The 15,928-nt window shown below is 71.2% G+C and carries 14 protein-coding genes and 2 pseudogenes; 13 read left to right on the forward strand and 3 right to left on the reverse strand.

Features of this window, described 5'->3' with window-relative positions; genetic code table 11:
* Window positions 1–4: 4 nt before the first annotated feature.
* Window positions 5–262 (reverse strand): annotated as a pseudogene (locus tag ACWEN3_RS09530) (response regulator transcription factor); the annotation flags it as partial.
* Window positions 258–602: pseudogene (locus ACWEN3_RS09535) on the reverse strand (ATP-binding cassette domain-containing protein); the annotation flags it as partial. The pseudogenes ACWEN3_RS09530 and ACWEN3_RS09535, both read right to left, overlap by 5 nt.
* 145 nt (window positions 603–747) lie before the next feature.
* Between ACWEN3_RS09535 and ACWEN3_RS09540 the strand changes: the two are divergent.
* The 3 genes from ACWEN3_RS09540 to rpsD all read left to right on the forward strand — a co-directional run bounded on the left by ACWEN3_RS09540 (window position 748) and on the right by rpsD (window position 3,725).
* On the forward strand, window positions 748–1,404 hold the full coding sequence (locus ACWEN3_RS09540; protein WP_452967802.1) for a vitamin K epoxide reductase family protein: 657 nt from the start codon (window positions 748–750) through the stop codon (window positions 1,402–1,404).
* A gap of 47 nt (window positions 1,405–1,451) precedes the next feature.
* Entirely contained in the window at window positions 1,452–2,807 is a 1,356-nt protein-coding gene (locus tag ACWEN3_RS09545; RefSeq protein ID WP_452967804.1) for a replication-associated recombination protein A, read from the forward strand.
* Between the two features lie 303 nt (window positions 2,808–3,110).
* Window positions 3,111–3,725, forward strand: coding sequence for a 30S ribosomal protein S4 (rpsD, locus tag ACWEN3_RS09550; protein WP_228618885.1), 615 nt, complete (start codon window positions 3,111–3,113; stop codon window positions 3,723–3,725).
* Between the two features lie 21 nt (window positions 3,726–3,746).
* Here the strand turns inward: rpsD and ACWEN3_RS09555 are convergent, their stop codons facing one another.
* Complete coding sequence (locus tag ACWEN3_RS09555) at window positions 3,747–5,897, reverse strand: ATP-binding protein (protein WP_452967807.1); 2,151 nt, start codon at window positions 5,895–5,897, stop codon at window positions 3,747–3,749.
* Between the two features lie 152 nt (window positions 5,898–6,049).
* Between ACWEN3_RS09555 and ACWEN3_RS09560 the strand changes: the two genes are divergently transcribed.
* The 10 genes from ACWEN3_RS09560 to ACWEN3_RS09605 all read left to right on the forward strand — a co-directional run.
* Window positions 6,050–6,484, forward strand: coding sequence for a DUF948 domain-containing protein (locus ACWEN3_RS09560; protein ID WP_356158943.1), 435 nt, complete (start codon window positions 6,050–6,052; stop codon window positions 6,482–6,484).
* A gap of 15 nt (window positions 6,485–6,499) precedes the next feature.
* Complete coding sequence (locus ACWEN3_RS09565) at window positions 6,500–6,847, forward strand: hypothetical protein (RefSeq protein ID WP_452967809.1); 348 nt, start codon at window positions 6,500–6,502, stop codon at window positions 6,845–6,847.
* Entirely contained in the window at window positions 6,847–9,519 is a 2,673-nt protein-coding gene (alaS, locus tag ACWEN3_RS09570) for an alanine--tRNA ligase (RefSeq protein ID WP_452967811.1), read from the forward strand. The genes ACWEN3_RS09565 and alaS overlap by 1 nt, the downstream gene beginning before the upstream one ends.
* 25 nt (window positions 9,520–9,544) lie before the next feature.
* Window positions 9,545–10,009 (forward strand): Holliday junction resolvase RuvX, encoded by a 465-nt coding sequence (ruvX, locus tag ACWEN3_RS09575; protein ID WP_452967813.1) that lies wholly within the window; start codon window positions 9,545–9,547, stop codon window positions 10,007–10,009.
* A 122-nt stretch (window positions 10,010–10,131) separates the two neighbouring features.
* Complete coding sequence (gene mltG, locus ACWEN3_RS09580; RefSeq protein WP_452967815.1) at window positions 10,132–11,826, forward strand: endolytic transglycosylase MltG; 1,695 nt, start codon at window positions 10,132–10,134, stop codon at window positions 11,824–11,826.
* Window positions 11,807–12,646: a shikimate dehydrogenase gene (locus ACWEN3_RS09585; protein ID WP_452967817.1), complete on the forward strand. Its 840-nt coding sequence runs from the start codon at window positions 11,807–11,809 to the stop codon at window positions 12,644–12,646. The genes mltG and ACWEN3_RS09585 overlap by 20 nt, the downstream gene beginning before the upstream one ends.
* A gap of 165 nt (window positions 12,647–12,811) precedes the next feature.
* The gene (gene aroC, locus ACWEN3_RS09590; RefSeq protein ID WP_452967819.1) at window positions 12,812–13,996 is read left to right on the forward strand and encodes a chorismate synthase; all 1,185 of its coding nucleotides are present in this window, start codon (window positions 12,812–12,814) and stop codon (window positions 13,994–13,996) included.
* Entirely contained in the window at window positions 13,993–14,511 is a 519-nt protein-coding gene (locus ACWEN3_RS09595) for a shikimate kinase (protein ID WP_452967821.1), read from the forward strand. Before aroC ends, ACWEN3_RS09595 begins: the two co-directional genes overlap by 4 nt.
* Window positions 14,508–15,599: a 3-dehydroquinate synthase gene (aroB, locus tag ACWEN3_RS09600; protein ID WP_452967824.1), complete on the forward strand. Its 1,092-nt coding sequence runs from the start codon at window positions 14,508–14,510 to the stop codon at window positions 15,597–15,599. The genes ACWEN3_RS09595 and aroB overlap by 4 nt, the downstream gene beginning before the upstream one ends.
* Before the next feature lie 165 nt (window positions 15,600–15,764).
* A partial coding sequence (locus ACWEN3_RS09605; protein ID WP_452967827.1) for a Pro-rich N-terminal domain-containing protein occupies window positions 15,765–15,928 on the forward strand: 164 nt, incomplete at its 3' end.

Genomic DNA, 15,928 nt, shown 5'->3' on the forward strand with positions numbered 1-15,928 from the left:
CTTCTCATGTGTCCGGCAGCCCGTGGCGCAGCGCGGTCGTCACCGCCGCCGTCCGGTCGTCCACGCCCAACTTGCCGAAGACGCACAGCAGATGGGTCTTGACCGTGGACTCGCCGATGAACAGACGGCGCCCGATCTCCGCGTTGGTGCGGCCGTCGGCCGCCAGACGCAGTACGGCGGTCTCGCGGTCCGACAGGCGCGGACGTTCCGGCTTCCCGCGCAGCCGGTCCACCGGGCGGGCGGCCACGGACGGGGCGGTCACGCGGACGCGGGCCGTAGCGGGCGAAGTGCCGGGCGGTCTCGCGGACCGTCAACTCGGCGGACGTCGATTCGTCCTGCCGGACGCTCCCCACACGGGACCTCCACGCGCGCGTGCCCGTCGCCGGGTCCGCGCGAGGACCGAGACGTCGCCGGCGTCCCGGGACCGGTTGCCCTGGAGGATCTCCACCGTGGTGCTCTTGCCGGCGCCGTTCGGTCCGAGCAGGCCGAACACCTCCCAGCGCCGGATGCCGAGGTCGAGACCGTCCACCGCGGTGACGTCCCCGTACTGCTTGCGCAGCCCCCATTACGCCCACCGCGAGTTCGTTCGCGTGTGCTGTCATGCCCCCGAGCATCGGCCGGAACCGAACGCTCCGTGACCACCTTGCGTATCTCCTTATGTCCATCGAACGGTGGACGCGCATGTGGGTGCGGCACAATGGCCGGTGCCCGAAGATGGTCCGAGTCTCAAGTGACGGAATCGGCGTGATGAGCAAGACGACAGTCAAAGACGTCTCCACGGAGTCCGGTCCCGAGCGCGCCGCCGACGCCCCGCGCCTGGTGGGCGGCGGCCGCGCCTTCGCCCTGATGCTGGTGATCACCGGCGCGGCCGGACTGCTGGCGGCCTGGGTCATCACGCTCGACAAGAACAAGATCCTCGAAGCGAAGATCGCGGGCAAGACGTTCACCCCGGGCTGCAGCGTCAACCCGATCGTGTCCTGCGGCAGCGTCATGGAGAGCAAGCAGGCGGCGGCCTTCGGCTTCCCGAACCCCTGGCTCGGCCTGGTCTGCTACGGCATCGTCGTCTGCGTCGGCATGAGCCTGCTGGCCCGGGCCCGCTTCCCGCGCTGGTACTGGCTGACCTTCAACTTCGGCACGCTCTTCGGTGTCTGCTTCGTCACCTGGCTGCAGTACCAGTCCCTGTACCGGATCAACGCGCTGTGCCTGTGGTGCTCCCTGGCCTGGGTCGCCACGATCACCATGTTCTGGTACGTGACCTCGGCCAACGTCCGCAACGACTTCCTGCCGGCCCCCCGGTGGCTGAAGTCCTTCCTCGGCGAGTTCACCTGGGTGCTGCCCGTCACCCACTGCGGCGTCATCGCCATGCTGATCCTGACCCGCTGGGGCAGCCAGCTCTGGGCCTGACCCCGGGGCCGGACGGCATTGTCGGTGCGGTGTCTTAGGGTTTCAGCGTGGAACCCGACCTCTTCACCGCCGCAGCAGAAGATCGCCAGGAGAAGGACCCGGCGGCCAGTCCCCTGGCGGTCCGCATGCGCCCGCGCACGCTCGACGAGGTCGTGGGCCAGCAGCATCTGCTCAAGCCCGGCTCACCGCTGCGCCGCCTGGTCGGCGAGGGTTCCGGCGGTCCCGCCGGACCGTCCTCGGTGATCCTGTGGGGCCCGCCCGGCACCGGCAAGACGACCCTCGCCTACGTCGTCTCCAAGGCCACCAACAAGCGGTTCGTGGAGCTGTCCGCGATCACCGCGGGCGTCAAGGAGGTCCGCGCGGTCATCGACGGCGCCCGCCGTGCCAGCGGCGGCTTCGGCAAGGAGACCGTCCTCTTCCTCGACGAGATCCACCGCTTCAGCAAGGCCCAGCAGGACTCCCTGCTCCCCGCGGTCGAGAACCGCTGGGTGACGCTGATCGCGGCCACCACGGAGAACCCGTACTTCTCGGTGATCTCCCCGCTCCTGTCCCGCTTCCTGCTGCTCACCCTCGAACCCCTCACCGACGACGACATCCGGGGCCTGCTCAAGCGCGCACTGAGCGACGAGCGCGGCCTGAAGGACGCGGTCACCCTCCCCGGGGACACCGAGGAACACCTCGTGCGCATCGCAGGCGGCGACGCCCGCCGCGCCCTGACCGCCCTGGAGGCCGCCGCCGGAGCCGCCCTCGACCAGGGCGAGAGCGAGATCGGTCTCCAGACCCTGGAGCAGACCGTCGACCGGGCCGCGGTCAAGTACGACCGCGACGGCGACCAGCACTACGACGTCGCCAGCGCCCTCATCAAGTCGATCCGCGGCTCGGACGTCGACGCGGCCCTGCACTACCTGGCCCGCATGATCGAGGCCGGCGAGGACCCCCGGTTCATCGCCCGCCGTCTGATGATCTCCGCCAGCGAGGACATCGGCCTGGCCGATCCCAACGCGCTGCCCATCGCGGTCGCCGCGGCCCAGGCCGTCGCCATGATCGGCTTCCCCGAGGCCGCACTCACCCTCAGCCACGCCACCATCGCCCTCGCCCTCGCCCCCAAGTCCAACTCGGCGACCACCGCGATCGGCGCCGCGACGGAGGACGTGCGCAAGGGGCTGGCCGGCCCGGTCCCGCCGCATCTGCGCGACGGGCACTACAAGGGCGCCGCCAAGCTCGGCCACGCGCAGGGGTACGTCTACCCGCACGACGTGCCCGAGGGCATCGCCCCGCAGCAGTACGCCCCGGACGCCCTGAAGGACCGCGAGTACTACGCGCCGACCCGGCACGGCGCCGAGGCCCGATACGCCGACGCGGTCGAGTGGACCAGGAAGCACCTCGGTCGCAGGCGGTCCTGAGCACCCTGTAGACTGCCCCGAAGCGCCGAGTCCCGTGCCGTCAGAGCGGGACAGCCGGCCGGAGGCCCGATCCCCCGCGGATCGGCTCCAGGAGCGTCGCGCACCGTCGAACGGTGTCGCGGGCAGCCCACCACCACCCGAGGTTCCGGGACGGTCGGTGGGCCACTCGCGTGCTGCACGTATGTGCCCAGACCAGGGAAGCGGCTGCCCGGCAGGTCCCTTCGGGGGCCGGCGGGTTTTCCCGGCTGCGGATGCGACCTCCCCAACTCTGGCAAGCCGAACACTACGAAAGAGACAGAGACAGTGGCGAACCAGTCCCGCCCCAAGGTCAAGAAGTCGCGTGCCCTCGGCATCGCGCTGACCCCGAAGGCCGTCAAGTACTTCGAGGCCCGCCCCTACCCGCCGGGTGAGCACGGCCGTGGCCGCAAGCAGAACTCGGACTACAAGGTCCGTCTGCTGGAGAAGCAGCGCCTGCGCGCTCAGTACGACATCTCCGAGCGCCAGCTGGTCCGCGCCTACGAGCGTGCGTCCAAGGTCCAGGGCAAGACCGGTGAGGCCCTGATCGTCGAGCTCGAGCGCCGCCTCGACGCGCTGGTCCTGCGTTCGGGCATCGCCCGCACGATCTACCAGGCCCGCCAGATGGTCGTCCACGGCCACATCCAGGTCAACGGCCAGAAGGTCGACAAGCCGTCCTTCCGCGTCCGTCCGGACGACGTCGTGCAGGTCCGCGACCGCTCCAAGGACAAGACGCTCTTCCAGATCGCCCGTGAGGGTGGCTTCGCCCCCGAGGGTGAGACCCCGCGCTACCTGCAGGTGAACCTCAAGGCCCTGGCGTTCCGCCTGGACCGCGAGCCGAACCGCAAGGAAGTTCCGGTCATCTGCGACGAGCAGCTCGTCGTCGAGTACTACGCCCGCTGACCCCAGCCCCGGCGTAGCACCTCAGCCCGCCGTCTCCCCGCCCTTCCGGGTGGGCGAGGCGGCGGGTTCGCGCTGTGCGGGCAGGGTGTGCACCGCCCCGCGCGGAGCCGGCAGCGCGTTCAGCGGCCGTACCCCGTCGTGTCCCAGCGCACGGGCCACCGCCGCCTCCCGGTCCAGCCGCGCACCGAGCCCCACGCACTCCTCGTACCGCGCGTCACCGAGTGCCTGCCGTGCGGCGGTCTCGCACTGCTCGTGCGGGGCGTTGTAGTACGCCGAGCCGAACAGCGGCAGCCCCACCGACGGCCACAGCCGGGCCGCCGCGCCCTGGAGCACCGCCGCCTCGGCCGCGTCGCCCTGGGTCGCCGTCACCAGCGCCAGCAGTTCGATCGCGAGCACCGAGCCGAGCAGGTCGTTGAAGGCGTGCGCGTTGTCCAGGCAGTCCGCGAGCAGCTCCCGCGCCCGCACCGCAGCTCCGTCCAGCCAGGCGGCGTACGCCAGCACGTACAGCGCGTACGACCGCGTCCAGCGCTCCCCGTGGTCCTCGCACACCCGGCGCACGTCCTCGCACAGCCGCACCGCGTCCGGCAGGTCCCCCTGGAAGGCCCGGGCCATCGCCAGCTCGACCTGGCCCATCAGCACGTTGCTGTTGAGTTCGCCGATCTCCCGGTAGCGGTCGAGGGCCGATCGAAGCAGCGTTTCTGCACGTGCCATGTCATCCGTGACCAGGGCCAGGCAGCCGGTGCGGTGCTCCGCGTAGGCCACCGCCGCCGGATCCGCCGTGCGCTCGGCCTGCTCCCGGCACTCCCGCAGCGTCTGCAGCGCCGGCACGGTGTCGCCCTGGAGGATCGCCACATAGCCGAGCACCCACAGCGCCTTCAGCCGGGACCGCTCGTACCCCGACTCCAGCTCCACGCTCCGCTCCAGCCAGCGCCGCCCCTCGGCGAGCCGCCCGCAGCCCACCCAGCAGAACCACAGCGAACCCGCCAGGTACTGGCCCAGATGCGCCTCCTCCGGCTCGGTCAGGCAGAACTCCAGCGCGGCCCGCAGATTGGGCAGCTCGGCGTCCACCCGCGCGGCCACCTCCCGCTGCCGGGGCGAGAACCACTCCAGCTCGCACCAGGTCGCCAGGCCCAGGTACCAGTCCCGGTGCCGCCTGCGCAGCCGGACCGCGTCCCCGGTCGCCTCCAGCCAGTCCGCGCCGTAGGCCCGGACGGTGTCCAGCATCCGGTACCGGGGTCCCGACGGGGTCTCCTCGCGGCCGACGACCGACTGGGCGAGCAGCTCCGACAGGACGTCCAGCACCTCTTCGGCGGGCAACCCGTCCCCGCTGCACACGTACTCGGCCGCCTCCAGGTCGAAGGTCTGGGCGAACACCGAAAGACGCGCCCACAGCAGCCGCTCCACGGGCGTGCACAGCTCATGGCTCCAGCCGATCGCCGTGCGCAGCGTCTGGTGCCGGGGCGGTCCGCCCCGGCCGCCGCCGGTCAGCAGCCGGAACCGGTCGTCCAGCCGTTGCAGCAACTGCGCGGGGGAGAGCGCCCGCAGCCGGCCCGCCGCCAGCTCCAGCGCCAGCGGGATGCCCTCCAGCCTGCGGCACAGCTCCCGTACCTCCGGGCCGTCCGGCAGCCGGAGCCCCTGCTCGCCGGCCCGGGCGGTGAACAGCTCCACCGCGTCGTCCGCGGCCAGCGGCGCCAGCGGGACCAACCGCTCGCCGGCCAGGCCCAGCGGACGCCGGCCCACGGCCAGCACCCGCAGCTCCGGCAGCCTGCGCAACAGCTCCGCGGCCAGCTCGGCCGTGGCCTCGACCAAGTGCTCGAACCCGTCGAGCACCAGCAGGACCCGGCGGCCGGCCAGATGCTCCAGCAGCACCTCGCGCGGCATGCGCGCGGTGTGGTCGGTCAGCCCCAGGGCCTCCATCACCGCGTACTCCACGAACTGCGGGTCGCGCACCGGCGCCAGCTCCACGCGCGCGTGCCCGGCCCCCCAGCCCGCGGCGATCCGCCCGGCCAGCCGGGACTTGCCGACCCCGCCGACCCCGGTCACCGTCACCAGCCGGGCCCGCCGCAACGCCGCGGCCAGCTCGGCCAGCTCGGCCGAGCGCCCCACGAAGCCGGTCAGTTCAAGGGGCGCATCGCCGTCGGTGAAGTGGTCTGGGCGCTGAGGACCTCGCATGGGACACGGAGCGTACTGAACCGTGTTCATTCCGTACAATCGCTTCCCGTAACTCCACCGCACGCGCCGGGAATCCGGTACGGAGCGTCCGCCCCGGCGCGATAGGCTCGGGACACGACTTTTTCGATGTTCAGGCACGTTTCAGGGAGCGGGTGCGCACAGTGTCCGGTGGAGAGGTGGCCGGGATCCTGGTGGCCGTGTTCTGGGCGATCCTGGTCTCCTTCCTCGCCGTCGCACTGGCGAGGCTGGCCCAGACGCTCAAGGCGACCACCAAACTCGTGGCGGACGTGACGGATCAGGCCGTCCCGCTGCTCGCCGACGCCTCACAGGCGGTGCGCTCCGCGCAGACCCAGATCGACCGCGTCGACGCGATCGCCTCCGACGTGCAGGAGGTCACGTCGAACGCCTCCGCGCTGTCGACCACCGTCGCCTCCACCTTCGGCGGCCCGCTGGTCAAGGTCGCGGCCTTCGGCTACGGCGTCCGCCGGGCCCTGGGCGGCCGCAAGGAGGACGTGCCCGCCAAGTCGCCCCGGCGTACCGTGATCGTGGGCCGCACGGTTCCCGCCGCACGACGCAAGCGGAAGTAAGGACGAGACCGAGCGATGTTCCGCCGTACGTTCTGGTTCACCACGGGCGTCGCCGCCGGTGTGTGGGCCACCACCAAGGTCAACCGCAAGCTGAGGCAGCTGACTCCGGAGAGCCTCGCCGCGACCGCGGCCAACAAGGCCCTGGAGACCGGTCAGCGTCTGAAGGACCGCGCGGTCGGCTTCGCGCTCGACGTCCGCGACAACATGGCCGAGCGGGAGGCCGAGCTGGGGGAGGCCCTCGGCATCCAGGAGGGCCCCGAACTCCCCGCGCCGAGGCGGTACGCCGCCATCGAGAACAACCGCAGCAACCCGAAGTACGTCGACGACACGACGTACTCGTACGACCGGAATGAGGACCACTGATGGAGTCGGCCGAGATTCGCCGCCGCTGGCTGAGCTTCTTCGAGGAGCGCGGGCACACCGTCGTCCCTTCGGCGTCGCTCATCGCGGACGACCCGACTCTGCTCCTCGTCCCCGCCGGCATGGTGCCCTTCAAGCCCTACTTCCTGGGTGAGGTCAAGCCGCCCTTCCCGCGCGCCACCAGCGTGCAGAAGTGCGTGCGCACGCCCGACATCGAAGAGGTCGGCAAGACCACGCGCCACGGCACGTTCTTCCAGATGTGCGGCAACTTCTCCTTCGGCGACTACTTCAAGGAAGGCGCCATCAAGTACGCCTGGGAGCTGCTCACCAGCCCCCAGGACAAGGGTGGTTACGGCCTGGAGCCGGAGAAGCTCTGGATCACCGTCTACAAGGACGACGACGAGGCCGAGCGCATCTGGCACGAGGTCGTCGGCGTGCCGAAGGAGCGCATCCAGCGCCTCGGCATGAAGGACAACTACTGGTCCATGGGCGTCCCCGGCCCCTGCGGACCGTGCTCCGAGATCAACTACGACCGCGGCCCCGAGTTCGGCGCCGAGGGCGGCCCCGCCGTCAACGACGAGCGGTACGTGGAGATCTGGAACCTCGTCTTCATGCAGTACGAGCGCGGCGAGGGCATCGGCAAGGACAACTTCGAGATCCTCGGCGAGCTGCCGAGCAAGAACATCGACACCGGTCTCGGGCTCGAGCGACTCGCCATGATTCTGCAGGGCGTGCAGAACATGTACGAGATCGACACCTCGATGGCGGTCATCGAGAAGGCCACCGCGCTGACCGGCGTCCGCTACGGCGACGCCCACGACTCGGACGTCTCCCTGCGCGTGGTCACCGACCACATGCGCACGTCCGTGATGCTCATCGGCGACGGCGTCACCCCCGGCAACGAGGGCCGCGGCTACGTCCTGCGCCGCATCATGCGCCGCGCCATCCGCAACATGCGCCTGCTCGGCGCCACCGGCCCGGTCGTCCTGGACCTCGTCGACACCGTGATCGGCATGATGGGCCAGCAGTACCCGGAGCTGATCACCGACGGCGAGCGCATCGAGAAGGTCGCCGTCGCCGAGGAGAACGCCTTCCTCAAGACGCTGAAGGCCGGCACCAACATCCTCGACACCGCCGTGACGGAGACCAAGCAGGCCGGCGGCACGGTCCTCTCCGGCGACAAGGCGTTCCTGCTCCACGACACCTGGGGCTTCCCGATCGACCTCACCCTGGAGATGGCCGCCGAGCAGGGCCTCGCCGTGGACGAGGACGGCTTCCGCCGCCTGATGAAGGAGCAGCGGGAGCGGGCCAAGGCCGACGCCCAGGCCAAGAAGACCGGCCACGCCGACATGGGCGCCTACCGCGAGATCGCCGACACCGCCGGCGCGACCGACTTCATCGGCTACGGCGACACCGAGGGCGAGACCACGATCGTGGGCCTCCTCGTCGACGGCGTCTCGTCCCCGGCCGCCACCGAGGGCGACGAGGTCGAGGTCGTCCTCGACCGCACCCCGTTCTACGCCGAGGGCGGCGGCCAGATCGGTGACACCGGCCGGATCAAGGTGGACTCCGGTGCCGTCATCGAGATCCGCGACTGCCAGAAGCCGGTGCCGGGCGTATACGTGCACAAGGGCGTCGTGCAGGTCGGCGAGGTGACGGTCGGCGCCAAGGCCCACGCCTCCATCGACGTCCGCCGCCGCAAGGCCATCGCCCGCGCCCACTCGGCCACCCACCTGACCCACCAGGCCCTGCGCGACGCGCTCGGCCCGACGGCCGCGCAGGCCGGTTCCGAGAACCAGCCCGGCCGCTTCCGCTTCGACTTCGGCTCCCCGTCCGCCGTTCCGACGGCCGTCATGACCGACGTCGAGCAGAAGATCAACGAGGTGCTCGCCCGCGACCTCGACGTGCACGCCGAGGTCATGGGCATCGCCGAGGCCAAGAAGCAGGGCGCCATCGCCGAGTTCGGCGAGAAGTACGGCGAGCGGGTCCGGGTCGTGACCATCGGCGACTTCTCCAAGGAGCTGTGCGGCGGCACGCACGTGCACAACACCGCCCAGCTGGGCCTGGTGAAGCTGCTCGGCGAGTCCTCCATCGGCTCCGGTGTGCGCCGTATCGAGGCCCTGGTCGGAGTGGACGCCTACAACTTCCTCGCCCGGGAGCACACGGTCGTCAACCAGCTGACCGAGCTGCTCAAGGGCCGCCCGGAGGAACTGCCCGAGAAGATCTCCTCGATGCTCGGCAAGCTGAAGGACGCCGAGAAGGAGATCGAGAAGTTCCGCGCCGAGAAGGTGCTGCAGGCCGCCGCCGGTCTCGCCGAGTCCGCGAGGGACGTCCGCGGGGTCGCCGTCGTCACCGGTCGGGTGCCGGACGGCACCACGCCGGACGACCTGCGCAAGCTGGTCCTCGACGTGCGCGGCCGCATTCAGGGCGGCCGGCCCGCCGTGGTCGCGCTGTTCACGGTGAACAACGGCAAGCCCCTCACGGTCATCGCCACCAACGAGTCCGCCCGTGAGCGTGGTCTCAAGGCCGGTGACCTGGTCCGTACCGCCGCCAAGACCCTCGGCGGCGGCGGTGGCGGCAAGCCGGACGTCGCCCAGGGCGGCGGCCAGAACCCGGCCGCCGTCGGCGAGGCCGTCGAGGCCGTCGAGCGGCTCGTCGCCGAGACCGCCAAGTGACGGCGCAGTAAGGGAACGGTCGGAAATGCGCAGAGGACGTCGGCTTGCGATCGACGTCGGGGATGCCCGGATCGGGGTCGCCTCGTGCGACCCCGATGGGATCCTCGCCACACCGGTGGAGACGGTCCCCGGCCGGGACATCCCCGCCGCCCACCGCCGGTTGCGTCAATTGGTGGAGGAGTACGAACCGATCGAGGTCGTCGTCGGTCTCCCTCGCTCCCTCAAGGGGGGCGAGGGCCCGGCCGCCGTCAAGGTCCGTGCCTTCGCGCAGGAACTGGCCAAGGGCGTCAAGCCGGTGCCGATTCGCCTGGTGGACGAGCGGATGACGACTGTGACGGCCAGTCAGGGACTGCGGGCCTCGGGCGTGAAATCCAAGAAGGGCCGCGCGGTCATCGACCAGGCGGCCGCGGTCATTATTCTCCAGCAGGCCCTGGAATCCGAACGGGTGTCAGGTAAAGCACCCGGCGAGGGCGTCGAAGTGGTCATCTGATCGCGATACGGTAACGTTCCGCGCGATGCGCCGGTGTTCGAACAGCCGACGCACAAGAAGAGGCGGAACGGAAGCCGGCCCTCGGGCCGCGTGACCGTCGGCCTCGCGGCTCTAGGGGATCGATGACTGAGTATGGCCGGGGCCCAGGCTCCGAACCGTGGCATCCGCAGGACCCGTTGTACGGGGACGGCGGATGGGAAGGGCAGCAGGCGCACGTCGGCCACCAGTCTGCCTACGGCGGCCAGCCGCAGCAGTATCCGCAGCAGCCGCAGCAGCCGTACGGCCAGTGGGCGCATCAGCAGCAGCCCGGGTACGGCGGTCAGGAGTACCCGTACTACGACGAACAGGGCCGTCCCCTCTACGACCAGCAGCACCATCCGCAGTACGGCCAGCAGTACGCCGGCCATCCCCAGCAGCCGTTCCCCCATGGCGGCTGGGACGCGACCGGCACCCACGGCCACGTGCCGTACGCCGCCGACCCCGGCGACCCGTACGGCCAGCAGCCCGTGGCGTACGGCGGGGAGCAGCCCGACTTCTACGGCACCGAGGACGCCTATCCGCCGCCGGTGCCGCCCGGCCGCAGGCGCCCCGAGCCCGAACCGGAGCCCGACGCCGTCGCCGACGAGGAGGAGGACCACGCCTTCTTCACGGGCGGCGACGATGACGACGACGAGGAGCACGAGCGGCAGGGCCGGGAGCCGCGCGGCGGCAAGGGCAAAAAACCGGCCAAAGGCAAGAAACGGCGCACCGGCTGCGCCTGCATGGTCGTCGTCCTGGTCTTCGGCGGCGGCCTCGCCGGCGTCGGCTACTACGGCTACAAGTTCTACCAAAATCGTTTCGCCCCGGCTCCGGACTACGCGGGCAACGGCACCGGCGAGATCGTGACCGTCGAGATCCCGAAGGGCGCGGGCGGCTACGACATCGGCCGGAAGCTGAAGGAGGCCGGTGTCGTCAAGTCCGTCGACGCCTTCGTGCACGCACAGAGCACGACCCCGGGCGGCGACTCGATCCAGGCCGGCGCCTACCTCCTGAGGAAGGAGATGTCGGCCGCCAGCGCCGTCCGGATGATGCTCGACCCGAAGAGCCAGAACAACGTGATCGTGACCCCGGGCGAGCGCAATGCGAAGGTCTACCAGACCATCGACACGAAGCTCGAGCTCTCCGCGGGCAGCACCCAGAAGCTCGCCCAGAAGGAGTACAAGACCCTCGGCATGCCGAGCTGGGCACAGAGCACCGGCGAGGTCAAGGACCGGCTGGAGGGCTTCCTCTTCCCGGGCACCTATCCGGCCGCCAAGGGCATGAAGCCGGACGCGATCCTCAAGCAGATGGTCACCCAGGCCAAGGAGAGGTACGCCGCCTACGGACTCGACGCCAAGGCGAAATCGCTGGGCCTGAGCAACGCGTTCCAGCTCGTCACGGTCGCGAGCCTGGTCCAGGCGGAGGGCAAGACGCCCGAGGACTTCCGCAAGATGGCGGAAGTGGTCTACAACCGCCTGAAGCCCACGAACACCGAGACGAACCAGTTGCTGCAGTTCGACTCGACGTACAACTACCTCAAGGGCACGAGCAACATCCACATCTCCGAAAGGGAGATCAACAGCAACAGCAACCCGTACAACACGTACACCCACAAGGGTCTTCCGCCCGGTCCCATCGGAAACCCCGGCGACGACGCGATCAAGGCGGCGCTGAATCCGACGCACGACGGCTGGATCTATTTCGTGGCGACCGACGGTACGACCAATACCGAATTCGCCAGGACATACGAAGAATTCAAGCAGCTCAAGGACAAGTTCAATGCCACCTCGGGCAACTGATGCCCGCCGGGCCGCCGTGCTCGGTAAGCCCATCGCCCACTCTCTGTCCCCGGTGCTGCACCGGACCGCGTACGACGAACTCGGGCTCACGGACTGGTCGTACGACCGCTTCGAGGTCGACGAGGCGGGCCTGCCGGGCTTCCTCGACAAGCTCGGGCCGGAGTGGGCGGGGCTGTCGCTGACCATGCCGCTGAAGCGGGCGGTCATCCCGCTGCTGGACGGGATCAGCGAGACGGCCGCCTCCGTGGACGCGGTCAACACCGTCGTCCTGACCGAGGACGGCCGCAGGATCGGGGACAACACCGACGTCCCGGGCATGGTGGCCGCCCTGCGTGAGCACGGCATCGAGGAGGTCGGCTCCGCGGCGATCCTCGGCGCCGGCGCCACCGCCTCCTCCGCGCTCGCCGCGCTGGCCCGGATCTGCACCGGCCAGGTCGTCGCCTACGTCCACAGCGAGGCCCGGGCCGCCGAGATGCGGCAGTGGGGCGAACGGCTCGACGTGGACGTCCGTACGGCCCACTGGACGGACGCGGCCGGGGCCCTCGACGCCCCGCTGGTGATCGCCACCACGCCCGCCGGCACCACCGACGCCCTCGCCGAGGCCGTGCCCGAGCGTCCCGCCACCCTCTTCGACGTGCTCTACGAGCCCTGGCCCACCGAGCTGGCGGCCCGCTGGTCCATGTTCGGCGGCGCCGTCGTGAGCGGCCTCGACCTGCTGGTCCACCAGGCCGTCCTTCAGGTCGAACAGATGACCGGACATGCCCCGGCTCCGCTGGAGGCCATGCGCAGGGCCGGCGAGAAGGCGCTCGCCGCCCGCTGACCGCCCGCGGACGCGTCCGCCTGCTGGACCGGAGGCCGGACACCCGCCCCGGACGTGGGAGGATCAGAGGTGGCGGGCCGGGGTCGCGCATCCGGTCGCGCCGTCGCCGTACGCGAGGACATGCGTACGCAGGGCAGTACCGGGCGCGAACACTGAGGAGCACCGTTGAGCAGGCTGCGTTGGCTGACCGCGGGGGAGTCCCACGGTCCCGCACTTGTCGCGACGCTGGAGGGCCTTCCCGCCGGCGTGCCGATCACCACGGAGATGGTGGCGGACCACCTCGCGCGGCGGCGGCTCGGCTATGGCCGCGGTGCGCGGATGAAGTTCGAGCGTGACGAGGTCACCTTCCTCGGCGGTGTCCGGCACGGCCTGACCCTCGGCTCCCCGGTCGCGATCATGGTGGGCAACACCGAGTGGCCGAAGTGGGAGCAGGTCATGGCCGCCGACCCGGTCGCCCCGGAGATCCTCGCAGGGCTCGCCCGGAACGCGCCGCTGACCCGCCCGCGCCCGGGCCACGCCGACCTCGCCGGCATGCAGAAGTACGGCTTCGACGAGGCCCGCCCGATCCTGGAGCGCGCCTCCGCCCGTGAGACCGCGGCCCGGGTGGCGCTCGGCGCGGTCGCCCGCTCCTACCTGAAGGAGACGGCCGGCGTCGAGATCGTCTCCCACGTCGTCGAGTTGTGCTCCGTGAAGGCCCCGCAGGGCGTCTACCCGACGCCGGCCGACGTCGAGAAGCTGGACGCCGACCCGCTGCGCTGCCTGGACGCGGACGCCTCGAAGGCGATGGTCGCGGAGGTCGACCAGGCCCACAAGGACGGCGACACCCTGGGCGGTGTGGTCGAGGTGCTGGCCTACGGCGTCCCGGTCGGCCTCGGCTCGCACGTGCACTGGGACCGCAAGCTGGACGCCCGCCTCGCCGGCGCCCTCATGGGCATCCAGGCGATCAAGGGCGTGGAGATCGGCGACGGCTTCGAGCTGGCCCGGGTGCCCGGCTCGCAGGCGCACGACGAGATCGTCGGCACGCCCGAGGGCATCCGGCGCGTCACCGGCCGCTCCGGCGGCACCGAGGGCGGTCTGACCACGGGCGAGCTGCTGCGGGTGCGGGCCGCGATGAAGCCGATCGCGACCGTGCCGCGCGCGCTGAAGACCGTGGACGTGGCCACCGGCGAGGCCACCCAGGCCCACCACCAGCGCTCCGACGTCTCCGCCGTGCCGGCCGCCGGCATCGTCGCCGAGGCCATGGTGGCGCTGGTCCTCGCGGACGCGGTCGCCGAGAAGTTCGGCGGCGACTCCGTCGCCGAGACCCGGCGCAACGTGCGGTCGTACCTCGACAACCTCCACATCCGGTGAGCGCCGTGCCTGCCGTCGTACTCGTCGGCCCGATGGGCGTCGGCAAGTCCACCGTCGGCCGGCTGCTGGCCGAGCGGCTGGGGGTCGGCTACCGGGACACCGACGACGACATCGTGGCCGCCGAGGGCCGGACCATCGCCGAGATCTTCGTGGACGAGGGCGAGCCCGCCTTCCGGGCGATCGAGAAGCGGGCGGTGCACGCCGGGCTCGCCGGGCACGAGGGCGTCCTCGCGCTCGGCGGCGGGGCGATCCTCGACGCGGACACCCGCGCGCTGCTCGCCGGGCACCGGGTGGTCTACCTCTCCATGGAGGTGGACGAGGCCGTCAAGCGCACCGGTCTGAACGTGGCCCGGCCGCTGCTCGCGGTCAACCCGCGCAAGCAGTGGCGCGAGCTGATGGAGGCCCGGCGGCACCTGTACGAGGAGGTCGCCACCGCCGTCGTGGCGACCGACGGCCGCACCCCCGAAGAGGTCACGCAACAGGCGCTGGACGCACTGGAGTTGAAGGAAGCATGAGCGAGGCAGTCACCCGGATCCAGGTCGCCGGCAGCGCGGGCACCGACCCCTACGAGGTGCTGGTCGGACGACAGCTCCTCGGCGAGCTGGCCGGACTGATCGGGCAGAAGGCCAAGCGGGTCGCGGTGATCCACCCCGAGGCGCTGGCCGAGACCGGCGACGCGCTCCGCGCCGACCTGGCCGAGCAGGGCTTCGAGGCGATCGCCGTCCAGGTGCCCAACGCCGAGGAGGCCAAGACCGCCGAGGTCGCCGCCTACTGCTGGAAGGCGCTCGGCCAGTCCGGTTTCACGCGCTCCGACGTCATCGTCGGCGTGGGCGGCGGCGCGACGACGGACCTCGCCGGGTTCGTGGCCGCGACCTGGCTGCGCGGGGTCCGCTGGATCGCCGTCCCGACGACCGTGCTCGCGATGGTGGACGCGGCCGTGGGCGGCAAGACCGGCATCAACACCGCCGAGGGCAAGAACCTCGTCGGCGCCTTCCACCCGCCGGCCGGTGTCCTGTGCGACCTGGCCGCCCTGGACTCCCTGCCGGTGAACGACTACGTCTCCGGGCTCGCGGAGGTCATCAAGGCGGGCTTCATCGCCGACCCGGTGATCCTGGAACTCGTCGAGTCCGACCCCGAGGCCGCCCGGACCCCCGCGGGCCCGCACACGGCCGAGCTGATCGAGCGCTCGATCCGGGTGAAGGCCGAGGTCGTCTCCTCGGACCTGAAGGAGTCCGGCCGCCGGGAGATCCTGAACTACGGCCACACGCTGGGCCACGCCATCGAGAAGAACGAGCGATACAAGTGGCGGCACGGCGCCGCGGTCGCGGTCGGCATGCACTTCGCCGCCGAACTCGGCCGTCTGGCGGGCCGGTTGGACGAGGCGACCGCGGACCGGCACCGTACGATCCTGGAGTCGGTCGGGCTGCCGCTGCACTACCGCTACGACCAGTGGCCCAAGCTGCTGGAGGCGATGAGGGTCGACAAGAAGTCCCGCGGCGACCTGCTGCGGTTCATCGTCCTCGACGGCCTGGCCAAGCCGACCGTCCTGGAGGGCCCCGACCCCGCCGTCCTGCTGGCCGCCTACGGAGAAGTGGGCCAGTAAGTCCCGTCGGCAGGCATCCGTCCCATTTCCCGCAGCGCATCGGGCACTTCGGGCCGCCCCCGGCCGTTTCACCAAACGACGGCCGGGGACGGTACCGTTCGGTAGGGAGCGGGGCGCGCCCCCGCTGCCAGCACGAATTGCCTGTACGAGACGGAGTGGCAACGGATGCAGCACGCAGTGGGGTCTCCGCTGCCGCCGCCCCATCAGCCGGGGCACGGGCCGCACGCCGGCTGGGCGCCGGCCGCACACCACCCGGGCCCGCCCCCGGGAGCCTCCCAGGGTCCCGCCCCCGTGCCCCCGCCGCCTCCGGCGCCGGGCTTCCCGGCCCC

This window comes from Streptomyces sp. NPDC004561 (genome assembly GCF_053602155.1).

Bases quoted from the DNA above. Each gene is read 5' to 3' on its own strand.
- ACWEN3_RS09540 (WP_452967802.1), top strand. From the start codon at position 748: ATGAGCAAGACGACAGTCAAAGACGTCTCCACGGAGTCCGGTCCCGAG.
- ACWEN3_RS09555 (WP_452967807.1), bottom strand. From the start codon at position 5,897: ATGCGAGGTCCTCAGCGCCCAGACCACTTCACCGACGGCGATGCGCCC.
- ACWEN3_RS09565 (WP_452967809.1), top strand. From the start codon at position 6,500: ATGTTCCGCCGTACGTTCTGGTTCACCACGGGCGTCGCCGCCGGTGTG.
- alaS (WP_452967811.1), top strand. From the start codon at position 6,847: ATGGAGTCGGCCGAGATTCGCCGCCGCTGGCTGAGCTTCTTCGAGGAG.
- ruvX (WP_452967813.1), top strand. From the start codon at position 9,545: ATGCGCAGAGGACGTCGGCTTGCGATCGACGTCGGGGATGCCCGGATC.
- mltG (WP_452967815.1), top strand. From the start codon at position 10,132: ATGACTGAGTATGGCCGGGGCCCAGGCTCCGAACCGTGGCATCCGCAG.
- ACWEN3_RS09585 (WP_452967817.1), top strand. From the start codon at position 11,807: ATGCCACCTCGGGCAACTGATGCCCGCCGGGCCGCCGTGCTCGGTAAG.
- aroB (WP_452967824.1), top strand. From the start codon at position 14,508: ATGAGCGAGGCAGTCACCCGGATCCAGGTCGCCGGCAGCGCGGGCACC.